This is a genomic window from Patiriisocius sp., from assembly GCF_051252435.1.
GTDB lineage: Bacteria > Bacteroidota > Bacteroidia > Flavobacteriales > Flavobacteriaceae > Patiriisocius.
In genome coordinates, this window is sequence record NZ_JBPOFW010000001.1 from 413,923 (window position 1) to 427,184 (window position 13,262).

Genomic DNA, 13,262 nt, shown 5'->3' on the forward strand with positions numbered 1-13,262 from the left:
TATCAGCAACAAAACAGCAACAGATTCACCTCAAATTATATGTTAAAAACTAACTATTCTTTACAATTAAAGATGTTTTTTCATCGTATTTATAAAAAATAATCTGTCCAGATAAAATCAATGAAATTGCAGTTTCTATTACATCCAAAGGAACTACAAACCATTCTCTAGGATTAATTCTAAAACCTTTGTCGTCTAATATTTCAACGTCGAGACATACTTTTGAGAAAAATCTATGAATTAGATTTTCAAATTTCTGCGCATTCATATTGTAACATTTATATGAATCAACTATTTCAACATCTGCAAGAAGGTATGTAGGCTCTTTTGACGCATTCTTGATTCTATCTTTAATAGGTACGGTGGAAAATCCTATTTTGTGCAAATTAGAAATTGAAGAGATTTTTGGATTGACTGACTTAGACTTTAAGACATAAATCCAGCCAGTAGACACATCATCTTCAACTAACGCATTAGCTTTCCCAAATAGTTCTTCTTCAATATCTTTATCTGTATTAGTAACCATTTGACCATTAGCATGTAAAACTTTATATAATGACTGAAACATCATATTTGAAATCGTTCCATTCTCAAATATTGTTCTTGTACGGCCGTCAGGTCGATTATGCACTCCACTTTTAAATTCCTGAATTTCCTTTTCCCAAGTAACACTCTCTAAATAAAGCAGAACACCATTGTTTATATAATATTCATTTGGCTTTAATGATTCATAATTAAAACCAACAAGGCTTCTCTTACCTTCTCGTAATTCAACTTGAACTTTTTTAAACCTCTTTTCGTAAGTTTTAAATTCAGATTCTTTCATTGCTTTTCTTCGAGCAACAAAATCAGATTCTGCCCTTTCTGATGCACTCTTTACATTCTTCAACTTAAAAATGGATAAGGTTTCATCTGTATCTAATATTCCTAATTCATCATCATTTAAAACATCTTCAACTGATTTTAATTCCTCCTTGGTGTTTAAAAGATTATGTGAATCATAAGGCTCTAATATTTCTACTTTATTAGCATCTTTTCTTAATGCTTTCAATCTTGATAGCAGTTTAAATTCGGTTACATTTGTTGCTTCTGGTTCTCTATCATTCTTTTCAAAAAAAGTATTAATTTCTTGGAACGATTCAATTAAGCGTTCATCTTCTGATTTTACATTAGAGTTTTTGGGTTTAGAATCTAAAATTCCAAACTCATCATCATTAAATATATCTTCTAATGTTTTCTTTTTACTCATTTGCTTGGGCTTTACGCTTTTGCTCTTTTAAAAATATTATTGCTTCTGCTAAACGTCTTTCTTTTGGGTCGAAAGATTGAATACTTGGTTGTTCTCCTGTTTTTGCTATCCAGTTTTTTATTTTAGGCCACAATATAATTGCTTCTTCATCAGTCATTGTAATTCTTGTGGCATCAATAGTTTCTTGAATTGCTTTAAATACGGATGCTGTTACTGATTTAGACAATATTTCAAATGCTTTTTGAAATGGATTAATAGTATCTATTAAGTCTATATTAATATCATCAATATTTACAAAACTATCTGCCATACGTATGAAACGTTTATCACCAACCTCTTCTATACTAGCGTTTTTTATGACTGAATCTACTACTAAATGTTGACGAACAGATTCAACTTCTTCATCTGTTAAATCAGGATAAGTTTCTTTAATTATTTTAGGGATTAACACTTTGTTTATTACTTCTGGATCTACATTTCCCGGCATTGCTTTAAGCATTTGCTGGTCTTGCATAACTTTTGCTTTCAAGTCATTAATATCACTTTCAATTATATCTTTTGCTCTTTTTGAACTTGGAAGTTTAAAACCTCTAATTTTTATAGTGCTATCATCATCTTCTGAATCATCTTCATCATCTTCTTCTGGAAATTTCGGTTTAAATTTAAAATTAGGAGCTAGCACTTGTTCCATTAATAATGATGCTGTAATAGCTTTAAGCATATTATTGACAGACAGTTTTACTAAATCATCTTCTGCATCTGGTTGTGCAATTAAATTAGTAAATTGAGAGTGTGATTTATTTTCGCTATCTCTTGTTGCTCTTCCTATAATTTGAATAATTTCCGTTAATGAACCTCTATAACCAACCGTTAATGCGTGTTCACAATATGGCCAATCAAAACCTTCTTTTGCCATACCTAACGCTATGATAATATCTATATCATCAACACTTTCGACATTACGCAAATATTCTTGTATTTTATCTCTATCCTTTTGGTTATCGTGAACTAAGTCTGCAACCTTTAAAGTTTTACCTGTTGCCTTGCTTATTACATACAAAACACCTGTATCTGGGTCTTGATAGTCTAACTCACCTAAACCGTCAACAATTCTGTTTACTTCTTCATATTTGTCTTTTTCGGACTCTCCAGAATTTACACTTGGTATATGAATTATTGTTTTTTTGTTTTCATCTAATATCTCGTGAATAGCAGATGTATATTTACCTTGATAAAAGTGATATCCAATCCCTAATGATTTTAAATAATTATAGCCATTTAGTTGTTGGTAATAATCATATTTTACTTTAGTAAACTTTGCTTCATCTTCTGGCAATAAAATAGGCACAGAATCTCCTCTAAAAAAAGAACCTGTCATTGCTACTACGTGAGCAGTAGATTTATCCATTATACTACTTAATACAATACCCAACTTATTATCTCCATCTACTGATACGTGATGAAATTCATCTATTGCCAATAAACAATCATTGAGTTGTTTTTCGTCTATTGCATCAAAAGCAAAACGTAAAGTTGCGTGTGTACAGATTAGTATTTTTTCATCACTTTCTAAAAAATTTAGAAATGCAGTTACTTTACTTTTTTCAACACCAGGCGTACATAGATTATATCTTGGATTAGGTTCCCAATCTGCAAAAAAACCAAACTTCTTTAATTCTGTTTTAGCAAACGAACTACCAATAGACCGCTCTGGCACTGCTACTATTACTTTCTTTATGTCTTGATTTATTAATTTATCTAAACCAATAAACATTAAGGCACGAGATTTACCAGAAGCTGGCGGTGCTTTAATTAATAAATATTGAGCAGTACGAGCCTCAAATGCTTTTTGTTGCATTTCTCTCATACCATATTCATTGGTACTTTTACTTTTACCTGTTTGTTGGTATTTTACGTGGACTATATCTGGCATAAATTAAGCTTTCTTTTTACGTATTCTTTTAGGTTTTTCTAACAAGGTATTTTTATTTATCATCTTTTCATATTCTTTAAAAAGATATTCTAAGCGCTCTGTATCGCTATCAAAACGCTTTAAACGATAACAACGCTCTATAGCTAAATCTAATTGATGATGCGCTTCTTTTAACCCTTTAGGCATTTTATCTGGGTCGTATAATTGAGCTAAAGTTTTACCTGAATGTTTTTCTCTTTCTTCTAAAACTGCAAATACGTGTAAATTGATTTGTTCTTTTTGTTTTTGATTGATTTCAGGAAATGGAAAAGTATTATATCCTAATGTCGAACTATATCTAATCCTTGATTCTAAAGCCCCACATACTGCTTTAATCCAGCATAAATGAATTTTTGATGATATTATACCAAAAGTAATTGGTGTAGCGTTTAAAACACAATGAGCACTATTACTTATGACAGTATTTTCATCGAAAAAATCAATTGGAATATATTCTCTTTTTTCAGAAGATACTGATGGTATAATTACAGACTGTTTTTTAGAATATCTCCTTTCTCCAAAAGCATATGGAATATCTGCTATTTCTCTTGTAGCTTTCTTTTTACTTTTTTTTCGGAATTGATACACTCCATCCAGACGTTTTTTAATTATCGCATTTCCTTTAATCTTTTGATATTCTTCATCTTCAATCCAAAAACACCATCTGGACAAATCTTTTATCAATTCATTCGAACCAACAAATCTTTTTAAGTATTTTTCTAATTCTGGATAGGATTTAATGATTTTAGCTTTTTCATCATCTGAAACAACCAAAAACCCTCCATCAACAGCTTTACTTCCGTAACTCACAGGCTCCAAAATAGAAATTGGCGAACTTCTTTTTCCAACAATTAAATTAGAACCTTCAGTCAAGTACGGGTTAATATTTTGAACCGCTTTAATTTTTTCTTTGAAAATTATGCATTTATTAATAGTATTTGAATGATTGCATAACCCAATTATTACAACTGAAACACCTGCATTTCCCTTTGCATTGTTTGTCCATTTGAAAGACTGATGTGCAAAGAAAATGGCCAACCTATTTATAATCTGTGGCCACAATAATTCTACTTGTTCACCTTGACAAATGGAATTAGTAGAGACAAAGGCTAATTTTGCATTATAATGTTGAATAAAATCAGCTCCTCTTTTAAACCAACAAGCTATATAATCCAAATTTTTAAAGTTCTTGAATTTAGAAAACACAATTGCCATATCTTTTTTTTGTTCAATATCCTGCAAACTTGAACCCAAATATGGCGGATTGCCTAAAATATAAATCTCATCATTTGCTTTTTTAGGACACGTATTCTCCCAATTTAAGCGTGTGGCATTCCCTTGTGTTATATGACCTGCTTCTTTTAAGGGCAGTATAGGTTTGGCTCTACCAAAATCGTGTAACTCATCTACAAACTCCTTGTTCATTTGGTGTTCTGCTAACCATAATGATAAAATTGCCATTTCGTGTGCAAAATCGTCTAATTCAATTCCATAAAATTGAGAAAGTTTTATCTCTGTAAACCAAATTTCAAATTGTTTGGTCTTAAAATTCATTTTAGCTTGTGGTGCATCGGAAAATATTTTATGCCCATCTTTTGTAAAATGTATTTTCGATTGGCTTTCATAATAATTATCTGGTTCTCCTAAACCACTAATCTCTTTAATAATTTCAATTTCTAATCTTCGAAGTTCCTTGTAAGCAATAATTAAAAAATTACCGCTACCACAAGCTGGGTCAAATATTTTTAGTTTTGATATTCTAAATATTAACTCCCGTAACTTTCTGTCATTTCCTCTTTGTTTTTCAAATTCTTCGTACAATTCATTTAAAAATAAAGGTTCTATCACCTTCATAATGTTTGGCACAGATGTGTAATGCATTCCTAAACCACTACGATATGCAGGATTTACTACTGCTTGTATCATAGAGCCAAAAATATCTGGATTGATTTCGCTCCAATCTAAATCGCCACACTCAATAATTATTTTACGTGCTTCTTTAGTAAACTTAGGTGATACTATTGTATCTCTAAATAAACCACCATTTACATAAGGAAACTCTTTAAAATGCGATGCTCCTTTATTGTTATCTTCCGTATTAAGGACCTTAAAGAGTCTATCTAAAAACGTATGAGATCACTACCATCTTTTTGAGTATGTTGCTCTAAAGTATCTGTAAACATTCCCTCAATAGGAAAAATGTCAGTGTCTTCTGCGAAAAAGCAAAAGAGTAAACGAGATAGAAAAATATTTAAGTTATGACCACCATCATCGTATATGTTTGGGTTTTCTGTAACTAATATATCATAGAGCTTCGCCATTTTATATGACGCTTTTCTATCTGCATAATTTTCATTTTTTTGAGCATACTTCTCTTGACCTGCCCAAGGTAAAAAGAAACCGAAGTGTTTATGAATTTCAAGAATAGGTGTGTCTAACGCTAAGCCTGTTCTTATATCTTTTGCTAATAATGTTTTATAATCTGTTACAATTACAAATCTTGGATTGTGTTTTAAAGAAGCTGTATCTTTTGTTAATTCGTCAATAGTATTTAATAAAGTACCAGATTCTACTTCTTTAAAAAGCATTTTACTTTTATAAAGTACTTCTCCATCAACTTTAGATAAATTAAAGTCTCCTTTCTTTAATCGTGTTATAGATGTTTTAGAAATACCGTAAGCTTTCAGTAAGTCGAATACAAATTCTTCTTTATTGAAGTTTTCAACTAATGCTATTACGTTTTTTTCTATTTGGGATGCGTTCATAAAATTGTTCTTAACTCCAAAATACCTTATTTGTAGTTCGGTCAACACGATAACCTTTTTTCTCTAAATAATCATAGACAATATTAATTGCAATCTTTTTGGCTTTACTATTTCTGTGTTCCAAGTGTAGATATGAAACCTTTCTTCCAATTTTACTAGCCTCCTCTATATAATTCTCGACGGTAATTAAGATGTCTACAATATAACCTAAAGCCTCTTTTGTTTGATCGTTATAATACTTTTTGACATTTTGATTAAGTTCTTCAGGTGTTTTCATTTGGATTGGTGAGAATTAAATTTACTGTTTAAATGCAACAATTCTCATAATAAAAAAAGTATTATGAGAATTGAAATATAAAAAGTAAGGGGGAGTATTATTTAATAAAGATAAGAATTAAATATAATTTTAAGGTGTGAATTAATTAAAAAAAAGTTCGTATGACATCTTCAATATCGCAATTATATAAATTGCAGTCTTTCAACTCTGCATCACTTTTTCCTAAAGTCATATCATAAATAGTTGCATCAATATTTAAACTTTTAAAATTAGATAGTTTTTTATTCATTATTTCAATAGCATTTTCACTCATATCCGGTATGATAATAATACTTTCATTTTCTAAAACTTTCATTTTAGAAACAGTGAGTCCATTAATACCCCCATAACCTATCCAAGTATATTGCGGAAACTCAATTGATGCAACAATTGCAGTTTTTTCACTTTCAACAAGAATAATTGGTTTGCAATTATTCTTTAGTAAATGCTCTCCAAAGAGACAACTATAATAACCATCATCATTTTTATAAGGCACTTCAAACTTATTGGTTCTTCTTCCCTCTAGAGTATAAAAAGAAACTTTAGCTTTTTGTACTTTTCCATCCTTATTAATTGACCAAAATACTGTGCCTTGGTTTTTGCTCGTACCGATGTAATATTTTTGTTTTACAACATCGACCTTATAATTGTCATAATTGCAACGCAGGTAATTCAACAAATTGTTTTCAATTGTAACACTCATAAAACTTGTAACCACCTCAAAATCAATATATTTATGTGTATTTTTCTTTTTTGTAATACTTTTGCAATTCAACGAATTGCGATTATATTGACTATTTGCAACACAAGAAATTGTTGAATGTAATACAGGTATAAAAGTCTCTTTGTTACTATTCCAATGAAAGTCATCTCCATTCTCATTTTTGAATATTTGAGGTGGGTTTATAGTTGTGCCACAAGAGTGACAATATCCATACTTTGAATCGCAATCTACATAATTGACAAATTTTCCATCTCTATTTGATTTTCCACAGCAAGGCGTTATTAGCGAAAAATCTCTTTTCTTATTAAATTTAAGATGCTGTTCAACTTTAGTATACATAATCATTTCTCTAAAACTGGCAACTTGCAACATTGAATATAACTGCTCCAATGTTATGAATTTCAATTAATTATAAAATAAAAGAGTTTAAATTCAAGTTGCCAGTTGTTCATTAACTAGTTTCCATTTTTTAGATATTGTTCCTTTATGAGACCCTGTGACTTCCGCTACAGCTTTTTGAGAAGCACTATTTCGTTTAGCCAACCTTATTACACTTTCGGTTGAAGGCAAGGTTTCTTTTTTTTCCTTGTTAGACTCTAAAATTATTTTAAAATTCAATAGGTAAAATTCATTTAAAGCTATAGCTAGTTCAACATCTTGCAAGGATAAATTATTTGCAAAAGATTTTTGTAGTGCATTTCTCATCATAAAAACCAAAAGACTTAGTTTTTGAATTGATATCTGCATTTTAGACATATATTCTTTAATAACAGGAGGAGCTTTGATTTGCCTATTTATTAATTCTTGAGTGTATTTAAAAATTCTAGATTCAGCTTCACTTGTAAGCAAAACTTGAAATTGCTTCTTCGTTTCTTCTTCCAGTTCACTCTGCCTTTTATATGATAGGATATTATTTATTAACTGACTGTAATTTATTAAAATTTGAGGGTCGATTTCTCCTCTAATCAAATTATGGTTAGCAGTTATTTTTGATGTAAACAAAAGTCTGTCAATAAAACCGCTTTCTAAATTTCCTTTTGAGAACAGAAATGGAATAAAATCTTTTTGCAATCCACCAATTAATGTTGGGTAGGTTTTTTTAATCCTAAAACTATCTGTTGTCTTTCTCGCAATATCAATAGCACCATTTGTGTATCCTTCTAAAAAAAAACTTCTCCAAGCTCCACCATCTCTACTGTTTGAGTTGGTCATTTTTTCAATGAGTGTATGGACTTCATCCATGAAAATACCAATAGAGTTTGGATTATTCAAGTGAACTTCATAAGCAGCTTCAATAGTTGCATTCTGTATTAAAATTTGTTTTCTCTTAATTTGAGCTTCATCATCGGTTAAATGTTTCTTTTCATTTAAAAAACTATCGTAATCGATATTATCCCTATCAACTAATGGAGTTGTAGCTATATTCTTAGCCTCTGATTTCGTGTCGCCACGACTACCGATAATAGCAAAGTAACAATTAGCATAGTTTTTATAACCAAGTGCTTTAATATAAAATGTAAGTCCAATTGAACTGCTGATAGCAAAAAGAATAGAACTCAACAAATACTCTTTAGGTATACGTTTAAATTTGAAAGCCTCATTTATTAATGATGAATATTCTTCAGGTAAAATTTCTATAATTTTTTCCAAAGAATTTTTCAATTCTTCCTTTTTGTTTATAGTCAAACGACGTAAATCTGCCTCAAGACTTTGTTTAGTAAAATCCATGATTGATTATTTGCAATGGATTATTTTTCTACTCTCACTATCGTATCTTAACATGAACATGAACTGTTCTAAAACTCCATAGTTAAACGGATCATTTTTTCGATCAGGAAATTGAAAATGATATTCATCATAACTCTCGTCATATAAATACCTATGAAGTTCTTCTGAAACCTTATCTAATTCTATTATTAACTCTGGGTTAAAAATGGGATAGTTCCTGCATTCATTGATTAAATCTATAATTTGAACATATAAATCGTCAACTTCTATTATTTCTGGGTCTAAATTCTTCTGATAAATCCAAAATATAAATTCTGAAAAACTAATAGTTTTAACTAAATGCAATCCCCTTTTAGTTTCAAATAGTTCTGGATCTAATAAAGTTTCATCTTCAAGAAATTCATCTACCGCTTTGCGAATAGTTGTTGAGATTGTAACTCCGTTAATTTTACTGATTTTCTCTAATTGATCTCTAGTAATTTCGTCTACTCTTAAATTTATTGCTGAAGTTTTCATAGGCTTATCTTTTTCTCATTTTATTATTAAAAGAAATTGAAGTTGCCTTTTGTTGCATCTCGTCTAGTGTGGACTGTCGATTCCTCAACATCCATTCGTCTAATTCTTCTCTTTTGAAGTATATTAATTTCCCCTCTGGCTTGTAATGAGGGATTCTATTTGCTGAAGTATGTTTATACATACTACTTTGCGCAATACCGCAATATTGACATCCTTCTTCAAAATTAAGTACAGGTTTAAGTTGTTCTAAAAGTTTTTCTATTGTCTTGTTTACTCGTTCCATTTCTTTTCATTTTATGGATTTATAAAAATGAAAAAGCTTTTTCTAATTTGTTAACATCGGCAAATATGTAACACAAAAAAGACAATATTGATGTGAAATTGATTTTTTAAAAAATTGTTTATTAATTGTTTATCTGCTGTTTATAAAAGATAAACATACTGTTCATCTAATTTAGCTTTGGTGAAGATTTATTATATTAATTTATATACTGCCAGAGACTTACAAATAATAATTTTGGAAAATTGGAATTGATTTATTTCAAATGAAAGTCTTAGAATGACTTATAAACTAGAAATTTAATTCGTGCAAAATGAAAATTAATAGTCAATCCTTTAAAAGAATATCGGGTTGGTATCTGTCTGGATTTTCCAGTCTATCCACCCAGACCCTGCACTCTTCCAATTGTTGTTCGAATAAGTTACGCTCGTGTATTGTGTTGCGTAGTTTAAGTTCCGTGGCGTGTAGAAGTTCGTTGAGTTCCTTATTGCTCTTTTCCTTTGATTTACATTGAAAAAAAGTAAATGTAATTACAGTAACAAATAATAGCATTTTCATTATAAAAAAATTAGAATAAAGTGCCTTTATCAACTGGGGAGATTATATATTCTTTGTTAGAATCTATCCCTCTTTTGTACAAATCCCTGCTAACAGGATGCGCTGAAAAATCCTTAGATGTAAATCCGTGCTTCATAAGTTCTTTTATGTTTTCCTCGCTCAGCCCCCCATTGAACCATTCCGAATATAGACCACTATCAAGAACCAATGGCATACGCTTCTTTACGTTGTGAACTTCCGCAAAAAAATCATTTGCTTCGGTGGTAAGAATAGAGCAAGTATAAGCGTCGGTTGTATCGTCAAGACTAGAATAAATGCCAGCAAATGCAAATAGGTCACGGCCATCTTTGAATTTATCAGTAGGGATATAGCAAAAGTGAGGGATTGAAACCCCGCTCTCTTTGTGGGGTTCAAAGAAACCATCTACCAAAATGATACACCTCTTATCCATTGCACTGTCCTTAGATAGTCCTTTGAACAAAGTTTCGCTTTTGGTGTTTAGAGTATTGTACTTTTTTCTAAAACCATCAATATCCTTCATGCCCCATTCTGGAACAAATCCCCAATTTGCAGGGTATATACTCAATGGCTCGTCCATTTTTATTATCTGTAAATTGGTGTGACCAAATCCAGACTTATGGAAATAGGGCGTGTATTCATGCTCAATCTGAAATTCCGCTTGGAAATGATATTCCATTTGGTCTTTCATCTTTGTAGAAGCGGTCTCATAGCACATTTTAATAGTTTTAATGTGACAATTTAATCATTTCTTCCCAAAGTATCTCGGGTTTTCTGCGCCCTGTCAATCTATTTATCTCCTTGCGCAATAAATATTTCTCCATCCCGCACTCATTTATCCAAAGACATTCTGCCTTAACTATATTAAGCATCCTTTGAGTTTGTTCCTTTGATAGATTTGACCCCGAGTGGTGTTGGTTATGTTGTTCTACAAAATATTCTGTGTATTTCACTTGGATAAATTCCAAATTTAGGAAATATTCCATAATACTTAAGGTCTATTCGTCTCAAATTGTATGTGGAGTGTTTTATATAATTGGAAAATTTTTGATATCATCTACTAAATCTTTTGCAATTTTTAAGTCTGTAACTGAACCATTTTTTATTGAAGTAGAAATATTTATACGTTTCAGGGGAATCTTTGTTTTTGATGTAATGAAACATTTTGAACGTGCAATTGCTGAATAATTAACATTTATTGCCAAATGATTTTTTAATTCATTTAGAAAAGTGGCAAAAGAATTTGTATTACAGGAAAGATAAATTTGTGATTTATGAAACTCTATTTCCTCAAAAAAAACATTTCTGTAATCTTTAATTAAAGTCTCTTCGTTAAAGTATCTATTTGAAATTTTATCAAAAATTTCATTACTATACAAAGCAGAAATATAGGATTCTTGAAATCTAAACAAAGTGTTTTTTTTAAGCGAAATTTTATCAAATTCTATTTGTTTTAATTGAGCTAATTCTCTCTTTGCTTTTTCTTCTGGCCAAGCTAAATCTTCTATCTCAATACTTAAATGATAATCATTTCCAGATAGTTCAAATTTTCTTATATCAAACTTTGGCAAATTCTTGTATCCGTCAAATTTATTAGTTCTATACATATTACGGTATAAATCATTTCCTTGTGAAAACAATCTTTCAATTCTAGAAAATGCGGAGTTGGTTGCTAATGAAACAACATATTCTTTAAATGTTATGTTGCTGTTTGGTATTAGATCGAATGCATCTTTCAATTCAAATTTAATCGCATTTAAACTGAAACCCGGTTCATATTTTCTTTTTGCATCATCAAAAACTTTATTGAGGTTATTAAACTTTGAACTATTACTTAAAATTTCACTCTTAAACTCAGAGAATTTAGAAGTAATTTTGTCAGTAACAAGATTCCATGAATAATTATAAGATTTATATTCTATTAATATTCCTTTGATAATCTCAATTGCCTTAGCCTTTTCAGAAGATTTCGTGTTCAAATATAGTTTTATGTAATCATCCATTTTTTTAAAAATCTAATTCTGGTAATCTATCAACAGCATCATCTTTCAAGCTGTCAATGTAATTTAAATATTTGATAGTATGTTGCGTATTTGAATGACCTAATGCATCAGCTACAGATTTCAAATTTGCTCCATGAAGTAGCAATTGAGTCGCGTATGTGTGTCGACCGCAATAAAACGTAATCTGTTTATCAATTTTAGCTCTCTTAACCCAATTTTTAATGCATTTGTTAACACCATTATCTGAAATATCCTTGCCATCATCATTCATAATTTGAAAAACAAACTCACTTTTCTTACCACGGTCACCTAGCAAATTCAGAATTGAATCCTTAATTTTAACATCAACATCTTGATTAGTTTTTTCTCTTTTTGTTACCAGTCTATTATTAACAATGTTCCCCCACTTCAACTTTTTGATTTCAGCATAACCTAAACCCGTAAAACAAGCAAAAAGAAAAGCCTTCTTTACTTCGTTATTACCACAAGTTGTATTTGATAACAATTTTAATTCCTCGATGGTGAGTATATCCTTTCTTAATTGATTGCGTTGTGCCTTTCTTCTAAATTTGATATCCTTAGCAGGATTATCAGATATCAAACCTTTTAGTTCTGCATCCCTTAGCACCTTTTTGAATCTAGTAAAATAATTGTGGGGAGATTCTCCATTTAATCCTGCATCATCGTTTAAATAATCCATATAACCTCTCATTAGTATGGGAGTAATATCCGACAATTTGAGCTTTGGATTATTTACATATAACTCGAAATGCCTAATTGTAGCATTAATCATTTTGATATCCTTTTTTTGATAATCACTTTTAAATTTTTCAGCGAAGTCAAAAAAGTTTACATTTCTAAGATGTTTTGGTATATAGTTAGTTCCACCTGTTAAGTATTCTAACTCTCTATTTGAACGAATTAAATTTGCAATAGTTTTCTTTTCTTTTTTTAAACTTGGGGAATCTTTAGGACTAACCTTGATGTCAATTGTCTCGTAAGAGCGCTCACCATCTATATAGATATCTAAGTAATACCTGAACGCTCCCTTTGCTAATTTCTTTTCTCTTAATTTAATGCTCATAAAAACCAGTAACAAACTGGCAACAAAAATATGTAATTAAAGGATAAAA

General features: G+C 30.3%; 12 protein-coding genes and 1 pseudogene. All 13 read right to left on the bottom strand.

Annotated elements, in window-relative coordinates; all coding sequences use genetic code 11:
* Positions 1-49: 49 nt before the first annotated feature.
* A complete protein-coding gene (locus tag ACSHW7_RS01790; protein ID WP_435677600.1) occupies positions 50-1,249 on the bottom strand; it encodes a GIY-YIG nuclease family protein in 1,200 nt (399 codons plus the stop codon).
* Positions 1,242-3,182, bottom strand: a complete 1,941-nt coding sequence (locus ACSHW7_RS01795; protein ID WP_435677601.1) for a DEAD/DEAH box helicase — start codon at positions 3,180-3,182, stop codon at positions 1,242-1,244. Before ACSHW7_RS01795 ends, ACSHW7_RS01790 begins: the two co-directional genes overlap by 8 nt.
* Before the next feature lie 3 nt (positions 3,183-3,185).
* Positions 3,186-5,986, bottom strand: a pseudogene (locus tag ACSHW7_RS01800) (class I SAM-dependent DNA methyltransferase).
* A 10-nt stretch (positions 5,987-5,996) separates the two neighbouring features.
* Complete coding sequence (locus ACSHW7_RS01805; protein ID WP_435677602.1) at positions 5,997-6,263, bottom strand: hypothetical protein; 267 nt, start codon at positions 6,261-6,263, stop codon at positions 5,997-5,999.
* A gap of 145 nt (positions 6,264-6,408) precedes the next feature.
* Positions 6,409-7,416 carry a DUF6371 domain-containing protein gene (locus ACSHW7_RS01810; RefSeq protein WP_435677603.1) on the bottom strand — a complete coding sequence of 336 codons (1,008 nt, stop codon included), beginning with the start codon at positions 7,414-7,416 and terminating at the stop codon, positions 6,409-6,411.
* Between the two features lie 42 nt (positions 7,417-7,458).
* On the bottom strand, positions 7,459-8,754 hold the full coding sequence (locus ACSHW7_RS01815) for a DUF3987 domain-containing protein (protein ID WP_435677604.1): 1,296 nt from the start codon (positions 8,752-8,754) through the stop codon (positions 7,459-7,461).
* A gap of 6 nt (positions 8,755-8,760) precedes the next feature.
* Entirely contained in the window at positions 8,761-9,270 is a 510-nt protein-coding gene (locus ACSHW7_RS01820) for a DUF6290 family protein (RefSeq protein ID WP_435677605.1), read from the bottom strand.
* A gap of 4 nt (positions 9,271-9,274) precedes the next feature.
* A complete protein-coding gene (locus ACSHW7_RS01825) occupies positions 9,275-9,553 on the bottom strand; it encodes a helix-turn-helix domain-containing protein (protein ID WP_435677606.1) in 279 nt (92 codons plus the stop codon).
* A 324-nt stretch (positions 9,554-9,877) separates the two neighbouring features.
* Positions 9,878-10,108, bottom strand: coding sequence for a hypothetical protein (locus ACSHW7_RS01830; protein WP_435677607.1), 231 nt, complete (start codon positions 10,106-10,108; stop codon positions 9,878-9,880).
* A 10-nt stretch (positions 10,109-10,118) separates the two neighbouring features.
* Positions 10,119-10,844, bottom strand: a complete 726-nt coding sequence (locus ACSHW7_RS01835) for an SOS response-associated peptidase (protein WP_435677608.1) — start codon at positions 10,842-10,844, stop codon at positions 10,119-10,121.
* A 10-nt stretch (positions 10,845-10,854) separates the two neighbouring features.
* Complete coding sequence (locus ACSHW7_RS01840) at positions 10,855-11,112, bottom strand: hypothetical protein (protein WP_435677609.1); 258 nt, start codon at positions 11,110-11,112, stop codon at positions 10,855-10,857.
* A 42-nt stretch (positions 11,113-11,154) separates the two neighbouring features.
* Positions 11,155-12,129 carry a hypothetical protein gene (locus tag ACSHW7_RS01845; RefSeq protein WP_435677610.1) on the bottom strand — a complete coding sequence of 325 codons (975 nt, stop codon included), beginning with the start codon at positions 12,127-12,129 and terminating at the stop codon, positions 11,155-11,157.
* A gap of 4 nt (positions 12,130-12,133) precedes the next feature.
* Complete coding sequence (locus tag ACSHW7_RS01850; protein WP_435677611.1) at positions 12,134-13,213, bottom strand: tyrosine-type recombinase/integrase; 1,080 nt, start codon at positions 13,211-13,213, stop codon at positions 12,134-12,136.
* Between the last annotated feature and the right edge of the window lie 49 nt (positions 13,214-13,262).